This window comes from Pseudomonas sp. 5.2 (assembly GCF_059025405.1).
Genome location: NZ_JBYBHH010000005.1, coordinates 95,016 through 112,941, shown reverse-complemented (window position 1 = coordinate 112,941; position 17,926 = coordinate 95,016). Strand labels below are relative to the sequence as shown.

Genomic DNA, 17,926 nt, shown 5'->3' with positions numbered 1-17,926 from the left:
CCTGCAGTTTATGTGTGACGGCATTTTGACGAAGCCACCCCTTGCTCATTGAATTTTATTATGGTGTCGGATCATTGACGTAGTGTCATTGTGCCCATAAGCTCAAATCAACAGCGAGGAAGTCTCCCGCTAAACCCACCAATAAATATTTTTATTATCCTCTTTATAGGAGGGGGTTATGCGCTCGACACTGTTCATTAAATCAATATTCTTGTTGGTGCTTTTAAGTGGCGCTGCCCGTGCTGCTGATTCGTATGTCAATCAAAACAGTGTCATTCCTGTCGCAACGGCAGGGTGGTTCTTCGCCTTTGCAGTGATCGGTTTTGTTGCCGTTGCCAATAGAAGAAAGATTTAAACGTTCTCGCGTGGCAAAGGTAATAGGGGGCTTTAACAGTTGATCAATTACGGGGCTTTTTTGGACTGTCGGTAAATTGACGTCTGAGGTTTGTTGTTGATGGCTTCGCAGCCGCTGACAGCTTGTCAATTTTCCAACTGTTGCTATATTCCAGTGGCGACTCATCGCCATTAGCCGTAGGGTGTCGCAGCGGACGGGTCAGGCAGGGTGTCGAGGTGTCAAGGTACAGGGCCTCCAGGAAGGTTGAGGCCATCGCAGCAGGCAGTGCGGTTGCGAAGTGGAGCGAGAGTTGGTGTGCCGTTCTCATTTAGTGCTCTTTGTCAGGCCAGTAGGCCGGAGGGACCCTCATGGTACGTTCATTGTGTTCCGCTTTTTGCGTGCTGATGCTGTGGTCTGGTACCGGCAACGCGGTCGAAAATAGCGCAGCTTATCGGCTCAGCCCTGGCGATGTGGTGATGGTGTCCGTCTGGCAAGAGGACAGCCTGCGTCAAGAAGCCACCGTGCTACCCGATGGCAGTATCACCTTCCCCTTGGCAGGGCGGATCGATGTCGCCGGCCTTGATGCCACGGCCGTTGAAAAACAGGTCGCTGCCAAACTCGAAAAATTCCTCCCCGACCCGAACGTCAGCGTTGTCGTCAAAAGCATCGCCGGCAACCTTGTGTACGTGCAGGGCAAAGTGATCAAGCCAGGGCCCGTACAAATGGCGGGGCCCACGGCCGTATTGCAGGCCTTGAGCATGTCGGGTGGTTTGGACAAATTCGCTGACGAAAGCGACATCAAGGTGGTCCGCGGCCAGGGGGCTTCCCAACGGATTCTGCCCGTGAGATATAAGGACCTGGTTTCCGGGCGTGACATGTCCACCAACATTCAACTTCAGGCTGGCGATACGCTGGTCGTTCCTTGATCTTGCCTTAATAAGAACACTTAATGCCTCTTCTTAGAACAACTAGCATTGCAACGGCAATCATGGTCTTGCCGTTTACGGACGCGGTCCAGGCAGCAAATTGGCAGTCATCGGTGGTGGTACCGACCTCGGTCGAATACGACAGCAACCCGTTGTTGCTGTCGTCTGAAGAAAAGGGTGTGACGCGCACCATCATTGCGCCCGACTACACCCTTGTCGGTACCTTCGACCGCGACGAATTACGGTTGGGTCTTGGCATGCACGTGTTGCGTTCTTCAGACACGGACATCGTCGACGACCGCGAAGACCCCAATGTAAGCCTGGGCTGGCAACGCGACACCGAGAAAGGGCGTTTTGGCCTGGTGGCTCAGTACAACGAAAGCTCTACGTTGTCCGGCATTGTCCAGGACACCGGTGTGGTAACCACCGACGGCACGCAGAAGCTGTATACGCTGGCAGGCAATTGGAGCAGCGCCATCACCGCGCGCAGTACGTTGTCCAACGAAACCAAGTACAGCCGAGCGCGATACGACATCAACACGCTGACCGGCTACAACGAGCTGGGCAACGTGACAACCTGGACCTACGCCTGGAACGAGCGGGCCGATGTGTATACCCGGTTTGGGGTGAGGCGCTATGAGCCCGAACAGGACCTTACTGCGACCGCCTCTAACAGCTACACCCCTGCAGTTGGGGTGAAGTATCAGTTCTCCGAGCGCCTGAGTGCCGATGCGCACGTTGGCGTCAACCAGGTGTCCGGCTCTGAAGGCGGTCGGCGCGGGGAGGGCGGGGCCTCGCTGCTGTATACCGGGGTGCGTTCCGACCTCAGCTTGAGTGCCGAACGCAGCACGGTCGCCAGCGCGGAGGGTGGTTTTGCCGAGCTCGACATGGTGCGCGGTATCTACAGTTACGCGGTCAACGAGCTGACCCGCGTCGGCGCCGATGCCACCTGGCAAGACAGCAAAGGGCAAACCCCCAACACACTGCAAATGTACAGTGTCTGGGCCAGCCGGGAATTTTCGCCTTTTTGGGATCTGCGCCTATCGTTGATGTACAAGGAGCGGCGGCAGGACGATGCACCCACTGCGGACGCAACAATTGTTGGTTTGACGTTGACGTATAGGTACCCCGACCTCTGAACTTCAGCCTGGTGGCCTTTATGAAGTCTGACTACGAGCTTTCCCTTAAAGATTACATCGCCATCATCAAGGATAGGGCCCTGTTATTAGGGATCAGTATCGTAGTCATTCTTGCCGCGACCGTGGTGGTCGCGGTCAGCGTGCCACCGATCTATCAGTCCACCGGGACCATTCTGGTGGAGTCGCAACAGATCTCCCCCGAGCTGGTATCGGCGAACAACAACAGCTTTGCCGATGAGCGCATCGAGGTCATTCGCCAGCGCGTCATGACCCGCGAGAACCTGCTGCGGATCATCGACAAGTACAGCCTGTTCGCTGACAAGCGGCTCAGCGAAAGCGACAAGATCGACCAGATGCGCAATGCCATCGTGGTCGCTACCCTCAGCACGTTCGTCAGAGGGCGGGGTGAGGCCACAGTCGCATTCAATGTGTCCTTCGAGCACAAGCAAGCGCAGGTGGCCAAGGATGTCGCCAACGAACTGGTGACGCTGTTCCTCAACGAAAACCTCAAGCAGCGCACCGAGCGCGCCAACGAAACCACCGAATTCCTGACCCAGGAAGCCAACAAGCTGGGTGCCGAGCTTGCCAGCCTGGAAAACCAGCTGGCGGACTTCAAGCAAGCCCACGCCAATGCCTTGCCTGAGCACCAGTCGCTGCGCATGAGCATGTTGTCGCGTTCGGAGCTGGAGTTCCGGGAGGTCGACCGCGATTACAAGACCGCGCAAGAGGAACTGCGTTACCTGGAGCTTGAATTGTCGGCGGCCAATGCCGGCTTGACCACCAAGGCTGACGGTACCCGGCCGTCCAGTGTCGACCAGCCACAAGACCTGCCCAGCCTCAAGGCCGAGTACGCCCGGCTGCTGACCAAATACAAGGACGCGCACCCGGACGTAGTTGCGGTCAAGCGCAAGATCGATGCCCTGCAGGCCAGCGGCGGCGGCAGCAAGGCTGCGTCGTCGGTCAGCCTGGATGTGGCGAGGGTGCGTGCGCGGATTGGCGCGGCCCAGGAGCGCATCACCTCACTGGCGGAGCAAAAGCGTGAGCTGGTGAAGAAAATGGAAGGCTACGAGGCGGAGATTCTTGAAGCCCCGCAAGTGGAGCGTGGCCTGGTCACCTTGATGCGCGACCACGACAACGCGCGCAAGAAGTACGAAGAAATCCGTGCCAAGGAAATGGGCGCGAAAATTACCGAAAGCCTGGAACAGGAAAACAAGGCAGAGCGTTTTGTGCTGCTGGAGCCACCGCTGCTGCCTGAGAAGCCGATCAAACCCAACCGCAAGAAAATCGCCGCGCTGGGCCTGGTGCTGGCACCGGCAGGCGGTGGCGCGTTGGTGATGCTGCTGGAAATGCTCAATCAGCGGGTACGGGGGGTGGGGGCGTTGGAGAGCGTGTTGGGCAAGCGTGTGCTGGTGACGGTGCCCTTCATTACCACCCAGGCGGAACTGGCAAAGCGTAAACGTTGGCGCAACCTGCTGATCCTGGCGGTGCTTGTGCTGATTGCTATGATGGTAGTGCTGGTGCACGTGTTCTACATGCCGTTGGATGTGTTGCTGTTCAAGGCTATGGCGCGGTTTGAATAGGGAAAGCAGTGATGGACAGGATCAAGCCGGTAGTTGGCAATGGTATTCATCAAGTTTCTCCAGGTGCTGCCCAGGCACCGCAAACCGCCCACGGGGCGGAGCCTCCAGAAGTGCCAGGGCAATTCGATTACGTGAAGACCAAGGTGGTGCCGTTGCGTGCGGAGCACCTTGAGCGCAATCGGATTGTCGCGTTCAACAAGAACTCGAACATGAGTGGGCCGATCGACCTGTTGCGCACGCAGGTGCTGCAGGCGATGGAGGAAAACGGCTGGCGTACCTTGGCCATCACCTCGCCAACGCCCGAGGCGGGCAAGACGGTGCTGGCGATCAACCTGGCCATGAGCATCGCGCACCATACGACCAAGACGGCGCTGCTGGTGGACTTCGACCTGCGTCGCCCCAAGGTCGGCAGCAGCCTGGGCTTGCCGATGGAAAAGGCCCTCAACGAGTTGCTGTCTGACCAGGCCGGGCTGGAAGAGGTGCTGGTCAACCCGACGTTGCCGCGTTTTGTCGTGCTGCCGACGCGGGTGCCTATTCCGATGTCTACCGAAATGCTGTCCTCCCCCCGGGTGAACAACCTGATCAGCGACTTGCGCAGCCGCTATGAGTCGCGCATCTGCATTTTCGATTTGCCGCCATTGTTGAGCTCGGACGATGCAATCACCGTGATGCCCAAGTTCGACTGTGTGTTGTTGGTCGTCGGCAACGGCATGAACAGCAAGCAAGAGATCGAGGAATGCCTGCACCACCTGGCGACAGTCAACCTGATTGGTACGGTGTTGAACAAGGCGGATGAAAAGCCGCGCACCTATTACTGACTATTCACTATCGAGTGTAGGAGCAGCCTTGTGCTGCGAAGAGGCCGGTGACAGCAGCGAAGATTCGCTGTGTTTTCACCGGCCTCTTCGCAGCACAAGGCTGCTCCTACCCCCGATAGTGAATAGCTGAATGATTACGGCCGATGCCACGGGTACTGCAACTCCCCCCCAGGCATGCGCCACGATCTGCTCCGCGGTATCGATCACTTGCTGCACGGAAAAGCTCAGGCCATTGCCCAGGTTGACGCCGTGCTGGGGCCGCCAGCGACCAGGCACGGTGTTGAACAAGGCGGATGAAAAGCCGCGCACCTATTACTGAGCTATTCACTATCGGGGTAGGAGCAGCCTTGTGCTGCGAAGAGGCCGGTGACAGCAGCGAAGATTCGCTGTGTTTTCACCGGCCTCTTCGCAGCACAAGGCTGCTCCTAAACCCGATAGTGAATAGCTGAATGATTACGGCTGACGCCACGGGTACTGCAACTCCCACCCCCAGGCATGCGCCACGATCTGCTCCAGCGATGCATACGCTGGCCGCCAGCCCAACACACTCATCGCTTTGCCAGCATCCGCCACCAACCTGGGCGGGTCGCCCGCACGGCGGGGGGCATCGAGTGTGAGTATCTGCCGCCCCGTCACTGTGCGGGCGGTGTCGATCACTTGCTGCACTGAAAAGCCCAGGCCATTGCCCAGGTTGAACGCCGTGCTGGGGCCGCCAGCGACCAGGTAGTCCACCGCCAGCGCATGTGCCGAAGCCAGGTCGGCGACATGCACATAATCACGAATACAGGTGCCATCGGCGGTGTCGTAATCCCGGCCAAACACCGTGACCGCCTCACGCCTGCCAGCGGCCGCCTGGAGGATCAACGGTATCAGGTGGGTTTCCGGCTCATGGCGCTCGCCCAGCTCCCCGTCAGGGTCAGCCCCTGCGGCGTTGAAGTAGCGTAGGCACACTGACTTCAGCCCGTATGCACGGTCGAAGTCCTCGAGAATTTGCTCGACCATCCACTTGCTGAGCCCATAGGGGTTGATCGGTGCCTTGCCATGCGCCTCGTCGATGGGCACATACAGCGGGTTGCCGTAAACGGCTGCGCTGGAGGAAAACACCAGCCGCTTGATGCCCGCATTCACCATCGCCTGCAGCAATGTCAGGGTGGCCGCTACGTTGTTCTGGTAGTACTTGCCAGGGGCGCAAACCGACTCGCCCACCTGAATGAACGATGCGAAGTGAAAGACCGCATCGAAGTGGCACTCGGCGAACAGCACATCCAGCGCCGGCTCGTCGGCAATGTCGAGCTTGGCCCATTGCACCCCAGGCCCTGGCGACACAAGGTCCGCCACCACCACATCATGGCCCGCGGCCAGCAAGTGCTTGACCATGTGCGAGCCGATATAACCTGCGCCACCGACAACCAGAAACTTCATCCGTGCCTCCTGGACTCTGCTGTTGTACAGACGCCGCGGGTCGTCCCTGAATCGAACAGGTGGGAGTATCAGCTACAGGTCTCTTGAGACTGTAGATGGCCAAATGCCCTATTTCAAGAACAGCCAGTTGGACATGTACTGGCCATCGAACGTGATCACATAGCGCCCGTTCTGGTACGCCACTGGCAATTCCTTGAGTTGCGCTTGTGCATCGCGCGCGAACAGTTTCAGGCCGGCCGCTGCCTTGATGGCCAGCGTGCCTTCGAAGGGCTCGACATTGAACGGTGTCTTGTCGTCGGCCTTGGGCACAGCCCGGGTGCCCAGTGAGATCAGCAGGCTGCGAGCCTGGCCCAGCGGTTTGGCATCCAGGCTCTGCACGACGACACTGGCATAAGGCGTCTTTGCCTGTACCTCGACCTGCCCAAGGTTGAGGGTTCGACCGCCCAGCCAGCCGGTCGCCGCCTGGGTCAGGGGGGTATCGATGGTGTAGAGGCCTTGTTGCCAGTTGCGCTTGAGCTCCCCGGTATCGGTTACCGACTCGGTGGCGTCAGGGGGCAGCAACGATTGGGCAGGGTCACGCAGCACTTGGGCATCGGCCGGGATGATGCTGGGTTTCAGCCAGGGCAACTCCGGCGTCTGCGGCATGGCGATCTGCAGCCTGCCTTTTTCCATGGCGGTGCGCAGCAGCAGCGAGTTGCGCGGCGTGATGTCCTGGTTGAACAAGGTGGCGGGTGTTGGCGCGAAGACGTAACGGGTGGTGGCTTGCTGCACGTCCGCACGGCGGTAGAGCAGGGCAGCCGCGGGGAGCGTGGCCAGCATGGCTGGGTCGTTGTACGCGTGCCAGTTGTCTGCCGTGCGCCAACCGCTGTTGAAGGCCTGCTGGCTATAGGCATATTGCATCATGGCGTCCCAGCCTTGGTGGCTGGCCGTGCCCGCCACATACAGGGGCAGCGAATGGCGGTCGGGCAGGGGGAAGGGTTCAGCGTTCCATTCGGTGACCGTCAGGGGCAGGCCGACGACCTGGGCCGCGGCAATCCAGTTGATCATCCCGTCGCTGGTCAGCGGGTTCTTCTCGAGCTGGCCGATGGCGCCGTAGCTGTGCGCATCGATCACATCGCCCGAGGTCAGCGCGGGCAGCGCGCTCAGGCCATTGCCGCCCCAGGTGCTGGTGGTGGCAATGGGTACCTTGACCCCCAGACTGCGCAGGTGCGCAATCATGTCGACATCGAAACGGCGTTCCAGATCATTCAAGAAGAGCTTCGACGGACCATGTTCCCAGGCGCGCCAGGTGCGGTCTTCAGACAGGTTATTGCGCTGGGCGAAGGCATCTGCCTGCTCCCGGTAAAGCTTGGTGTGTGCGGGGACTTTTTTGTCCGGCATCAGGGCGTTGCCGTAGTGCTGGGTGATGTCGTTCTCGTTGGTGATCAAAACCGCAGCAATGGCCGGGTCGTCTTTGTAGGCTAGGCCGGTGTAGGGGTTCACATGGGTCATGTACTGCTCAATAAAGCGTTTCATGGCCTTTTGAATGCTCTGGTTCACATAGGCGTAGCCTTTAAGGTCGACCCTGGGCTCGCCCTTGGCCAGCTCATCGAAATCTTCGATGTTGTCATTGGCGGTAAGGGCGCGCTGTACGTGCATGTCGAGCCAGACGTAGATGCCCTCGTCCTTGAGGCTTTTGACCCACAGGTCGATCTTGCGCAGCGACTCGGCATTGAGCTGCTGGGTATCGCGAATCAAGGTGCCGTCGCCAAACACGTTCGGGCTGACCCACGGGGAGTCGTGGTGGTGCAGCCGGACGAGGTTGAAACCCAGTGCCGACAGGCGTTTGGCCTGTTTGATGATTTCCTCGTCTGGCGTCTTGAACAGCGAGTACGCAGACAGGTTGGTGCCCCAGAAACGCACGGGGGTGTTGTCCTCGAACGCCAGTTGCTCGCCGGAGGCCTTTACAAAGCCGCGCTTGCCTGCTGGTTTCTCGGGTGCGTTGAGAAAAGACAGGTCGACCGGCGAGGTTTGCCAGTCAAGCTGGTCGTCGGGCCACTGCGCGGGGTCTTGCAGGCCAAAGCGCTCGGTGGGGGTTGGGCCCAGCTCGATATCGCCCGTCACGTTCAACGTCGCCTTGATCTGCTGCTGGCCGGCGCTGATGGGGTCTTTGTAGAAGAACGCGCGGATCTCGGCATTGCTACCCGGTTCGAAGTACACCTTTGCCAGTGCAGGTTCGAAGCGCATCTCGATGCGCCTGCCTTGCGCATCCTTGCCCCAGGACCAGCCACGGTTGTCGGGCAACAGCACGGGCGCGCCCATCTCCCCATTGAACAGGGCCGGGTCGAACTGGAAAACGATGCCGCCGCCCATCACGTTGGACTGCCTGCTGTGTGCGGTCAGGTCGAACGCCCAGCTCAAGGTTTGTGTTTGCGGCTTGCGGATATCCGCCGTCAGGTCGAAGTCCAACTGCTTGTTCTTGCCCTGCAGGGTGTAGCTGTAGGGCGCATTGACCTTCATGGCAGTGTAGAAGCCAGTCCAGCTCCAGTTAGCCGCCCAGAAGTCGAACTTGGCTTTCATCACCTGCCCGCCACCGCGTGTCACGCTGGGCAGGCCGTTTTGCTCTTCGACGCTGACGACCCACCCGGAGGCCCAGCCAGCCTGGGACATGACGGCCAGGCCAACGAACAGGGATACCCGCATGAAGGGGCGCAAGGGGAAACGGCTCATGGGCATCACCTGGTTTGAAGGCCGGCAGCGGGAAGGTCGCTGGCCTGGCTGGAACGGAGCCTGCGCACCCGCTGTATGTAGGCCACCCCAAGCCCTGCGACCGACCAGTACACGGTGGGGATGATAGTGATGCTGCTGACGGTGAAGATGATCACCAGGATCCCCACCAGCGTCGCCAACAGCGCCCGGCCCAGTTGCCGTTGCTCGTCATCCTTGTCGGGGAACGCGCGCATGGCCTTGCGGATGCCCAGCAACACGGTGACGAAAAACGCCACGAACAGCGCGAGCCCGACCAACCCGACCCGCAGGGCCAGGCTGACGTAGGTGTTGACGATGTCGATAATGCCTTCCCCCTGAATCATCGACTGCATTTCAGGGGTGTTACGGAAGTCGAACGAACCGAACAAGGGGTTACGCTGGATCACGATCCAGGAGTTGTCGATCAAGCGTTCCCGGTAGGTGATGTTCTCTTTTTCGATATTGCCGATGAAAGGCAACAGGTCCAGCACCTTGTCGCCCCCAGGTAGCACAGTCAGCAGCGGCAGAGCCAGTACGCCGGCAAGGGCAAGCACAGTCAGGCGCTTGATGGCGCCTTTGCCCATGGCAATGAACACCACGACGATGACCACGGCGCCAATCCAGGGGCCGCGGGACAACGGCGCGAAAAGCCCGGCAGCCAGCAGCAGGGCGCCGAGCACCCGCTGCAGCTGGCTGCGCACATACCCCTGGACGAACAGGTACAGGCCGATGGCCACACTCATCACGTAGCCCAGTGCAATCGCCTGCCCGGTGGTGGCGCTGGCGCGCAATGAGCCGCCACGGCTCAGGTAGCCGGACATGCTCCACTGCACGCCCATGGCATCGATCAGGGCGTTGTACAGCAGCCAGTGGCGGACGAACTCGGCAACGCCGATCAGTGCCAGGACGAAGGATGCCAGCACGAATGCCAGCATGGCGTCCTTGAAATCGCTGATTTCCTTGAGCCCTCGGCTGGCGACGTAGTAGGGCAAGAACACATCGACATACAGGTAGAGCGCCTGGCGCAAGGTGTCGGTCAGGGTGGTTTCACGCAGGTACAGCACACTCATCAGCACCAGGCTGGCCGCCAGCAGCTTGTCGGGCCAGGTGCGGCCAAAGCGCAGGGTATCGCTTTGCCTGCTCAGGGCCAGCGCTGCCGGCAGCAACACGCACAGCGTCAGCAGGCGAACATGGTTGAGGTCGACCAGGTAGTTGACCACGCCAAACCCAGGTATTTGCACCGAGGCCGGCGGAATCAGGAACAGCAACATGAAAAACAGCGCCATGGCATTGCGTTCGCGCCGCCCGGCGATGTACATGATGAGCCCGGCAGCGGCCACGTACACCCAGAAGCTGTGGGAGGCGAAGGCCACCAGCGTCAGGACGAACCACAGGTTACGCCGGCGCTTGAAGTCGCTGTAGGGGATGAGGTCTGTCGCCGGGCGGCGCGCCATGACAAAAACGACGCCTGCCAGAAACAGAATGACGATCAACGCACGAAAATGTTCAGGCATTGGCTAAGGACACCTTTCCCTTGGTGGGCACGGCTAGCATCATGGCTAATTGAAACTATAGTGACTTTTAGCCAATCAGTCAGAGATTGAAGTCATGCCGTCGATTGATGTGTCAGCCTCCGCGAGCCTGCGCAAGCGCGCACTGAAGGCCGGGTCATGGAACCTGGTGTCGCTGGTGGCGTCACAGGTCATGCGCCTGGGCGGCAACCTGATCATGGCCCGTTTGCTGCTGCCGGAAATGTTCGGTGTGATGGTCATCGCCACCACGGTTTCGGTACTCCTGCACTTGCTGTCCGATGTTGGCCTGCGCCAGAACATCATCCAGAGCCACCGGGGCGACGACCCCGAGTTTCTCAATACCGCCTGGACCGTCCAGATCATCCGCGGCTTCGTGCTGTTTGCCCTGACCTTGCTGCTGGCCGCCGCCTCCTGGTTCGCGCAGCTGGCCAACCTTTGGCCGGCGGACTCCACTTACGCCGCGCCCGAGCTGCCGATGGTGCTGGCGGCGACTGGCCTTTCGGCCATCATCTGGGGATTCCAATCGACCAAGATAGATGTCGCCGTACGAACTTTCCAACAGAAGCGCGTGGTATTGGTGGACCTGGCCTCGCAAGTGGTCGGTTTGATCGCGATGCTGGTGATCGGTTATTTCACCCGGTCGATCTGGTCGCTGGTGATCGCCGGCCTGGTCAGCGCCCTGGCGGGGACCTTGCTGGGGCACCTGGCGCTGGAAGGGCCGAACAACCGCCTGCAGTGGGACCGAAGCGCGCTGAACGAGCTGATTGTGTTTGGCCGCTGGATCCTGCTGTCGTCGATGGTCGGTGTACTGGCCATGTACGGTGACCGGATCTGGTTTGGTGCGAGCATGACAGCGGGGCAGTTGGGGGTGTACTCGATTGCCGTGCTGATCCTCGGGTCCGTGCAGACCGGGTTGCTGAAACTGGTGGGCTCGGTGGCGCTGCCCGCGTTCAGCGAAGCCGCTCGGGAAGGTGACAAGGCACGCCTGAAGGCGCTGTACTACCGTTTCAGGTTGCTGGTCGACCTTGTGATGCTGTTTGCCTGCGGGGTGTTCCTGACCGCCAGCCCGCTGTTGATCGGCTGGATGTACGACGCGCGCTATACCGAGGCGGGTACGATTCTTGCGATTCTTTCGCTGTCGTTCTTCACGCTGCGCTATACCTTGGCACATCAGATATGGATTGCCCTGGGCCTGACGAAATACCAGGCCATGGACAACATCATCCGGCTAGTCTCGTTATGGGGGTTGTTGCCACTGCTGCTGGCGATTGGCGGTGTCGACTACGCAATCTGGGGGGTGGCCCTGCATACCTTCCCGACGCTGCTGTTGATCGTCTACGTTAACTGCAAGCTGGATATCTTCAGTGTCAAACGCGAGTTGGTGGTACTGCCGATGGTGGCCGTGGGGGCACTCTGTGGGCTGTTGGCGACCCGTTTCTTCGAGTGGCTGTGATGAGGCCAGAGGCGGGCGATGGTGCAATGTGGGGGCGGTCGAGTGACTGATTGTTAACACTTCATCGAGATAGGTCTGGGGATCATGGGGAAGCTTACGTTGTGTACTCCGCAGTTGGGTCGTAGGGGTTTTCTCCAGAGCTGTGTCCTGCTGGGCGTTGGCGGCGCGGTGTTTGGGGTGGCCGCAGACGTTGCACGCAAACCCGTCGAAAAAACCGGGTTCGTGGTGATCAACGGCTGGGTGTTGCCTTCTCAGTACTTCCGGAACGAGCCAGCATGATCAAGGACTATCAGCAGCAGAAAACGCTGCGTGACGACTATGATTTTTGCATCATCGGGGCCGGCCCCGCTGGCATTACCCTGGGCCTGCGGCTGGCAGCTGCGGGTTGGAACGTGCTGCTGGCCGAGGGCGGTGGGCGTGAGTATTCGCCGCACTCGCAAGGGCTGTACACGTGCGCCTCGACGGGGCTCGAACTGTACGCCGCAGAAACACGCCTGCGTTACCTGGGCGGCACGTCCAACCACTGGGCAGGGCGCTGCCGGCCGTTCACCCCCTCAGACTTCGCCATGGCGCCGCCCGGCGACTTGCCCGGCTGGCCGATCCCCTACTCGGAGATCGAGGGCTACCTGGCTGCGGCCATGGACATCGTCGATTTGCCGCCAGGCTCGGAGTTTCACGCGATGAACACCGGGCTTGCGGGTGATGACTTCGAACCCGACCGCTTCCTGCTGAGCCCCCCAACGCGCTTTGCGCAGAAGTACGCGACTGCACTGAACGAAACCCACGGGCTGGACGTATTCATCAATTGCAACTGCGTCGACCTGGAGTTCGACAAAGCCTCGGGCCATGTGGTGGCTGCGGTGGTGTCCGATTACGACCGTCATCGTCAGCGCGTGGTGGCCAGAAACTTCATCCTGGCGACGGGCGCCATCGAGAATGCCCGGCAGTTATTGAACAGTGAATCCCTGTTGGCCGCGGGTATCGTCAACAAGGAAGGGCTGACCGGGTGTTGCTTCATGGAGCACCTGAACATCGACATGGGCACGTTCATCCTGAAGTCGGACCAGGACACCCAGATGCGTCAGTACTACACCACCGACGCCTTTGTTGAGGAATACCAGGCCGGTAAAGGCAATATCACCGCTGCACTGCTCTCGGACGTGCAGACGTATGGCCGCACGGCCGAGGTCAAACACTTTCTGGAAAACCTTGCCTGTGACATGGGCGTTGCCGACAAGATCGCCTTGGTCGCCAAGTTCAGTTGCCCGGGCGACGGTGTGATCGGCACCATGATCGAGCAGTTTCCCAACCGGCAAAGCCGCATTTCATTGCTGAATGAGAAAGACGAGCTGGGGGTGGCCAAGGTCAACGTGCATTGGGCACTGAGCGAAAGTGACAGGCATACCATCAAGTGCATCGGCACCGAACTGGCCAAGCAATTTGCCGACATGGACTTGGGCTTCGTCAAGCTCAACGACTTCGTCTACGACACATCGGTGCCGTTGAAGATGGCGCCACATGCCCATCACATGGGCACCACGCGCATGGCTGCGTCACCTGAGTTCGGTGTGGTCGACGCCAATTGCAAAGTGTTCGGCACCCAGAATCTCTATGTGGCGGGAAGCAGCATCTTTGCCAAGGGCGGCGCGTCCAACCCGACCATGCCGTTGTTGCAGTTTGCCGTCAGGTTGGCGGACCACCTCAATGAAAAGTTGAAATCGGCTACGGGTGCCGCGGTGTAACGCACGTTGTAAACGGGTTGAGTGCGAGGCGGTCAGCACCAAGAAGAATGAGACCGAAGTCGCCTCAGGGACAGTTCAGAATCGCTTTGATTGTGAGGCTCGCAGAATGAATGGATGGATACGGAGTGCACTGACGCGTTATGTCAACTCGACCGGGCGGGGAAGCTCGACGTACAAGAAGTTGTGTAATCCAACGGGGCGAGAGTGGGGGAGCTATCTAACCCGTTGGGGTAAGTTTCATTCGGTAGGGGCCAACTTTCATATGAACCCAGGGTGCAACGTGACCGACCCTGCGCTGGTGCGCATCGGTAACAACGTCGGCCTGTCGGATTGCACACTGATCGGCCACGACGGCGTGGTGGCATTGATCGAGCTCTGCTACGGGAAACACCTCGACTCGGTCGGCTATATCGACATCAAGGACAACTGCTTCATCGGCCATGGCGCGATTGTGATGCCCCGCGTGACCATCGGGCCCGATGCGATCGTCGCTGCCGGTGCGGTGGTCACCAAGGATGTGCTGCCGGGCACCGTGGTGGGTGGCAACCCGGCCAAATTCATCTGCACCACCGAAGCACTGATCAAGAGGGTGGAGGAGCGCTGCGAAAGCTACCCGTGGATAGAACTGGTCAAACAGCGCAAAGGTGCCTTTGACCCGACCGTGGAGCCTGCCCTTGCCGCGCAACGACGGCAGTACTTCTTCGGGGACAGTAGCAATGGATAGAAAACCCGTCGATGTGATGGTGGTCAATTTCAATACTGCGTCCTTGCTGCAGCCCATGTTCGATGCGCTGCGCCAGGCCGACAGCGAAAAGCTCGCCAGTTACCTGGTCGTCGACAATGCCTCGGTCGATGATTCTGTGGAACGCATGGCCAAGGTGTGCCCCGAGGCGCTGTTGCTGAGCAACAAGAAGAACGTCGGTTTCGGGCGCGCCAACAATCAACTGCTGGCGCACTTGAAGGGCAAGTACGCACTGCTGCTGAATACCGATGCCTTCGTGGCGGCCGATTCACTGGCCAAGACCATCGAGTACATGGACAACCACCCCGAGTGCGGCGTGCTGGGCGTGCGCCTGGAGGGCCGCGATGGCGACCTGCAACCCAGTTGCCGCTACTTCCCGACACCCCTGAACGTTTTTGTCGGCCGTACCGGGCTGGGCCGTTTCTTCCCAGGGTTGAAAATGGTCGATGAGATGACCTGGGACCATGGCTCGGTACGTGAATGCGATTGGCTGCCCGGTTGTTTCTACCTGGTACGTCGCGAAGTGTTGGACCAGGTGGGCCTGTTCGATCCGCGCTACTTCCTCTATTACGAGGAGGTTGACCATTGCAAGCGGGTCAAGGAAGCGGGCTGGAAGGTCGTCTTCTATCCCCATACCACGGTGGTGCATATCGGCGGCGAAAGCTCCAAGTCGGTCAGCGAACTGGAAGCGGCCAGCCGGCAGATTTCCAGCTACCAGATCGAAAGCGAACTGCTGTACTTCCGCAAGCACCACGGCGTTGCCGGGCTGGCGCTGCACATGCTGCTGGTGTGTGTGGGTGACCTGGTACTGGCACTCAAGGCACTGTTGAAGGGGCGAGGTCGCGCGGCGATCCGGGCGTGCTGGCGGCACTGCCAAACTACCTGGTCGCTGTTGTTCAAGACACGGTTCGCAAGCCAACCCACACGGTAGGTGACGTCATGTTCGAGAATATCCGCGCCGACTTGCGTGCACACGGTGGTGATTGGGGCGCCCAGGGGTTTTGGGTATTGCTGGTGTATCGCTTCGGGCGCTGGCGCTATAGCGTGCGCCCAGCACTGTTGCGCAAACTGTTCTCCATCCTCTACAAGATCCTGTTCAAGTTCGTGCAGATCATCACGGGTGTTGAATTGCCCTGCGAGGTCGTGATCGGCCGCAACTTCGTCATCGACCATTTCGGCGGTATCGTAATCAGCGGTTATGCCCGCTTTGGCGATGACTGCCGGATTCGCAACGGCGTGGTGGTGGGGCTGAAGAATGTCAGCGAGCCGATTGCGCCGGTGTTCGGCAATAACGTCGATATTGGCACAGGGGCCAAGGTGCTGGGCAACATCCGCATCGGCAACAACGTGGTCATCGGCGCCAACGCCGTGGTGCTGGTGGACGTGCCAGACAACGCGTTGGCGGTCGGCGTGCCTGCGACCATCAAACTGCGCAACCCCACCGAGGCGGCGCAGTGCACGGTCGAGTGAGGCCCATGGAGACAGGTATCGGCGTTGTAGTGATTGGACGCAACGAGGGCCTGCGCCTGGAGCGCTGCCTGCGCTCGTTGGCGCACGGTGCGGACCGGGTGGTGTACGTGGACTCAGGCTCCACCGACGGTTCCGTGCAGATGGCACAGGCCCAAGGGGTCGAAGTGCTGGCGCTAGACATGAGCCGGCCGTTTACCGCAGCCCGGGCCCGCAACGAGGGCTTCACCCGCCTGCAACGCCTGTTGCCGTCGATACGCTACGTGCAGTTTGTCGACGGCGACTGCGAGGTGGATGCGGCCTGGCTGGGCAATGCCCAGGCCTTTCTTGATGCACGCCCAGACGTAGCGGTGGTATGCGGGCGGCGCCGTGAGCGGTTCCCGCAACGCTCGGTGTACAACCTGCTGTGTGACCTGGAATGGGACACGCCCATCGGTGAGGCCAAGGCCTGTGGGGGGGATGCGTTGATGCGCGTCGATGCCTTCACGCAAGTGAGCGGCTTTCGCCCGGACCTGATCGCCGGCGAAGAGCCGGAACTGTGCGTTCGCTTGCGCGCGAAGGGGTGGAAAATCTGGCGCCTGGCCGCTGAGATGACCTTGCACGACGCTGCCATGACGCGTTTCAGCCAGTGGTGGCGGCGCAGCTTGCGCGCCGGCCATGCCTATGCCGAGGGTGCCTTTTTGCACGGGCGGGCGCCAGAGCGCCATTGGTTGCGAGAGTCCCGCCGCGCTTGGCTCTGGGGCTTGGGCATCCCCCTGGCGATCGTGTTTGCCAGTGGCCTGCTGGGTGTGTGGGCGCTGCTGCTGTTGCTGATCTACCCGCTGCAAGCGGTGCGCCTGGCGCGTCGCGCTGGCAAGCCGACACGCGAGCGCTGGCTGCAGGCGGTGTTCCTGGTGCTCGGCAAATTCCCTGAAATGCTTGGGCAGGTAAAGTTCCTGATGAACAGGTTCTCTGCCGGCAAAGCCGTGCTGATCGAGTACAAATGAGATTCCTATGATTGCCAGATCGATAGTGAAAAGTGTGCTCACCCTGCAGCCCGGCTACTCGCTGCGGGCCTTGAACAACAAGGTCAAGCTGACGCGGCAGATCACCCGCGAGTGGCCCGCGCTGAAGGCCTTCATGCAGCGCATGTCGACAGCGCTGGGTGATGACCGATTTGCAAGGCTTGGGGTCGATTGCATTGGCGTCGTGCAGTGGCCCTACATCAGCAAGGGCTGGGAGGCGCAGGAGCGGCTCGGTGTGGTGGCGTCGCATTTTGAGGTGGTTGCCCGGCAGTTTCCCACGTTGCTGCTGCTCGGTCGCGACGAGCGCCTGACCCTGTGCGACCTGTCGGCCTATTCGAAGGGCTGCGCCCTGGTGCTGGACCGGCCGATCTGGTTCAAGCGCGAAGGGGAGCTGGTGCTAAACCTGTTCCAAGGGGATTTGCGCGTGGCGTCGCTGGCGTTCAGCCTGTGCCGCCAGCACGGTGAGCTGTGCGTGTTCATCGGCGCCGTGCAGGGCATTCACAAAGGCATCGACAGCGAAACTTCGCTGAACATCTACCGTGACCTGACCAAGGACTTCGAGGGCCTGCGCCCGCGCAGCTTCCTGCTGGAGGCCTTCAAGTGCATCGCCAGAACGCTGGGGGTGGTGCGCATCTACGCAGTTGGCGATGCGCACCGGCATCATCGCCATCCTTACTTTGGCGCTGACAAGGCGCACGACCTGGCCGCCCATTACGATGCCATCTGGCTGGAAAACGGCGCAACGCCTTCGGAGCGCGACGACTTCTTCAGCCTGCCGCTGGCCGCTGCCAAACGCGCCGCAGACGACATCGCGCCCAAGAAACGTGCGATGTACCGCCGCCGTCATGCCTTGCTGGATGAGGTATTCGCGCGCGTTGAAGCGGCTTTATCAGGCAGCGAGCCCGTCCATGGGCTACAAGGGATGAAGGGGGATGTGCTTGAACGTGCATCGGCAGGGAGCCCGCCGCCGGCGATCGACAGCCTGAAGTAACGGGTTGCAGTTGGTAAGGCTCATTACGCAGGCATTGATCTGGATTCCT

Annotated in this window: 15 protein-coding genes; 12 read left to right on the top strand and 3 right to left on the bottom strand. The window is 60.3% G+C overall.

The window, feature by feature from the left end; translation table 11 throughout:
• Positions 1 to 178: 178 nt before the first annotated feature.
• The 5 genes from eppA (at position 179) to AC5PZ0_RS09750 (ending at position 4,797) form a co-directional block, all read left to right on the top strand.
• Positions 179 to 355: an EPS-associated small membrane protein EppA gene (eppA, locus tag AC5PZ0_RS09770; RefSeq protein WP_077068395.1), complete on the top strand. Its 177-nt coding sequence runs from the start codon at positions 179 to 181 to the stop codon at positions 353 to 355.
• A 347-nt stretch (positions 356 to 702) separates the two neighbouring features.
• Positions 703 to 1,260, top strand: coding sequence for a polysaccharide biosynthesis/export family protein (locus AC5PZ0_RS09765; protein ID WP_493854810.1), 558 nt, complete (start codon positions 703 to 705; stop codon positions 1,258 to 1,260).
• 23 nt (positions 1,261 to 1,283) lie between these two features.
• On the top strand, positions 1,284 to 2,399 hold the full coding sequence (locus tag AC5PZ0_RS09760; RefSeq protein ID WP_085273383.1) for a hypothetical protein: 1,116 nt from the start codon (positions 1,284 to 1,286) through the stop codon (positions 2,397 to 2,399).
• Between the two features lie 20 nt (positions 2,400 to 2,419).
• Positions 2,420 to 3,979, top strand: coding sequence for a GumC family protein (locus AC5PZ0_RS09755; protein ID WP_085273382.1), 1,560 nt, complete (start codon positions 2,420 to 2,422; stop codon positions 3,977 to 3,979).
• A gap of 11 nt (positions 3,980 to 3,990) precedes the next feature.
• Complete coding sequence (locus AC5PZ0_RS09750) at positions 3,991 to 4,797, top strand: CpsD/CapB family tyrosine-protein kinase (protein WP_027596764.1); 807 nt, start codon at positions 3,991 to 3,993, stop codon at positions 4,795 to 4,797.
• A 453-nt stretch (positions 4,798 to 5,250) separates the two neighbouring features.
• Here AC5PZ0_RS09750 and galE read toward each other — a convergent pair whose 3' ends face one another.
• The 3 genes from galE to AC5PZ0_RS09735 all read right to left on the bottom strand — a co-directional run bounded on the left by galE (position 5,251) and on the right by AC5PZ0_RS09735 (position 10,460).
• Positions 5,251 to 6,219 (bottom strand): UDP-glucose 4-epimerase GalE, encoded by a 969-nt coding sequence (gene galE / locus AC5PZ0_RS09745; RefSeq protein WP_493854809.1) that lies wholly within the window; start codon positions 6,217 to 6,219, stop codon positions 5,251 to 5,253.
• Positions 6,220 to 6,327: 108 nt separating this feature from the next.
• On the bottom strand, positions 6,328 to 8,934 hold the full coding sequence (locus AC5PZ0_RS09740; protein ID WP_493854808.1) for a cellulase family glycosylhydrolase: 2,607 nt from the start codon (positions 8,932 to 8,934) through the stop codon (positions 6,328 to 6,330).
• A complete protein-coding gene (locus AC5PZ0_RS09735; RefSeq protein WP_099454023.1) occupies positions 8,934 to 10,460 on the bottom strand; it encodes an O-antigen ligase family protein in 1,527 nt (508 codons plus the stop codon). The genes AC5PZ0_RS09740 and AC5PZ0_RS09735 overlap by 1 nt, the downstream gene beginning before the upstream one ends.
• A gap of 94 nt (positions 10,461 to 10,554) precedes the next feature.
• On the opposite strand from AC5PZ0_RS09735, the gene AC5PZ0_RS09730 reads away from it, so the two are divergent.
• From AC5PZ0_RS09730 to AC5PZ0_RS09700, 7 genes are all read left to right on the top strand, one after another.
• A complete protein-coding gene (locus AC5PZ0_RS09730; protein ID WP_238211729.1) occupies positions 10,555 to 11,931 on the top strand; it encodes an oligosaccharide flippase family protein in 1,377 nt (458 codons plus the stop codon).
• 275 nt (positions 11,932 to 12,206) lie between these two features.
• Positions 12,207 to 13,673, top strand: coding sequence for an FAD-dependent oxidoreductase (locus AC5PZ0_RS09725; RefSeq protein ID WP_099429447.1), 1,467 nt, complete (start codon positions 12,207 to 12,209; stop codon positions 13,671 to 13,673).
• 106 nt (positions 13,674 to 13,779) lie between these two features.
• Positions 13,780 to 14,397: an acyltransferase gene (locus tag AC5PZ0_RS09720; RefSeq protein WP_238211725.1), complete on the top strand. Its 618-nt coding sequence runs from the start codon at positions 13,780 to 13,782 to the stop codon at positions 14,395 to 14,397.
• The gene (locus AC5PZ0_RS09715; RefSeq protein WP_238211723.1) at positions 14,390 to 15,346 is read left to right on the top strand and encodes a glycosyltransferase family 2 protein; all 957 of its coding nucleotides are present in this window, start codon (positions 14,390 to 14,392) and stop codon (positions 15,344 to 15,346) included. Before AC5PZ0_RS09720 ends, AC5PZ0_RS09715 begins: the two co-directional genes overlap by 8 nt.
• Positions 15,347 to 15,354: 8 nt before the next feature.
• Positions 15,355 to 15,885 (top strand): serine O-acetyltransferase, encoded by a 531-nt coding sequence (locus tag AC5PZ0_RS09710; protein WP_027596772.1) that lies wholly within the window; start codon positions 15,355 to 15,357, stop codon positions 15,883 to 15,885.
• Positions 15,886 to 15,890: 5 nt separating this feature from the next.
• The gene (locus AC5PZ0_RS09705; RefSeq protein ID WP_493854807.1) at positions 15,891 to 16,868 is read left to right on the top strand and encodes a glycosyltransferase family 2 protein; all 978 of its coding nucleotides are present in this window, start codon (positions 15,891 to 15,893) and stop codon (positions 16,866 to 16,868) included.
• Positions 16,869 to 16,875: 7 nt separating this feature from the next.
• The gene (locus AC5PZ0_RS09700; protein ID WP_085273372.1) at positions 16,876 to 17,877 is read left to right on the top strand and encodes a VirK/YbjX family protein; all 1,002 of its coding nucleotides are present in this window, start codon (positions 16,876 to 16,878) and stop codon (positions 17,875 to 17,877) included.
• Positions 17,878 to 17,926: the final 49 nt, after the last annotated feature.

What these genes read in the sequence shown, in the direction of transcription:
- AC5PZ0_RS09750 (WP_027596764.1), top strand. Translation starts at nt 3,991, where the DNA reads ATGGACAGGATCAAGCCGGTAGTTGGCAATGGTATTCATCAAGTTTCT.
- galE (WP_493854809.1), bottom strand. Translation starts at nt 6,219, where the DNA reads ATGAAGTTTCTGGTTGTCGGTGGCGCAGGTTATATCGGCTCGCACATG.
- AC5PZ0_RS09755 (WP_085273382.1), top strand. Translation starts at nt 2,420, where the DNA reads ATGAAGTCTGACTACGAGCTTTCCCTTAAAGATTACATCGCCATCATC.
- AC5PZ0_RS09765 (WP_493854810.1), top strand. Translation starts at nt 703, where the DNA reads ATGGTACGTTCATTGTGTTCCGCTTTTTGCGTGCTGATGCTGTGGTCT.
- eppA (WP_077068395.1), top strand. Translation starts at nt 179, where the DNA reads ATGCGCTCGACACTGTTCATTAAATCAATATTCTTGTTGGTGCTTTTA.
- AC5PZ0_RS09735 (WP_099454023.1), bottom strand. Translation starts at nt 10,460, where the DNA reads ATGCCTGAACATTTTCGTGCGTTGATCGTCATTCTGTTTCTGGCAGGC.
- AC5PZ0_RS09710 (WP_027596772.1), top strand. Translation starts at nt 15,355, where the DNA reads ATGTTCGAGAATATCCGCGCCGACTTGCGTGCACACGGTGGTGATTGG.
- AC5PZ0_RS09760 (WP_085273383.1), top strand. Translation starts at nt 1,284, where the DNA reads ATGCCTCTTCTTAGAACAACTAGCATTGCAACGGCAATCATGGTCTTG.
- AC5PZ0_RS09720 (WP_238211725.1), top strand. Translation starts at nt 13,780, where the DNA reads ATGAATGGATGGATACGGAGTGCACTGACGCGTTATGTCAACTCGACC.
- AC5PZ0_RS09700 (WP_085273372.1), top strand. Translation starts at nt 16,876, where the DNA reads ATGATTGCCAGATCGATAGTGAAAAGTGTGCTCACCCTGCAGCCCGGC.
- AC5PZ0_RS09705 (WP_493854807.1), top strand. Translation starts at nt 15,891, where the DNA reads ATGGAGACAGGTATCGGCGTTGTAGTGATTGGACGCAACGAGGGCCTG.
- AC5PZ0_RS09725 (WP_099429447.1), top strand. Translation starts at nt 12,207, where the DNA reads ATGATCAAGGACTATCAGCAGCAGAAAACGCTGCGTGACGACTATGAT.
- AC5PZ0_RS09740 (WP_493854808.1), bottom strand. Translation starts at nt 8,934, where the DNA reads ATGCCCATGAGCCGTTTCCCCTTGCGCCCCTTCATGCGGGTATCCCTG.
- AC5PZ0_RS09715 (WP_238211723.1), top strand. Translation starts at nt 14,390, where the DNA reads ATGGATAGAAAACCCGTCGATGTGATGGTGGTCAATTTCAATACTGCG.
- AC5PZ0_RS09730 (WP_238211729.1), top strand. Translation starts at nt 10,555, where the DNA reads ATGCCGTCGATTGATGTGTCAGCCTCCGCGAGCCTGCGCAAGCGCGCA.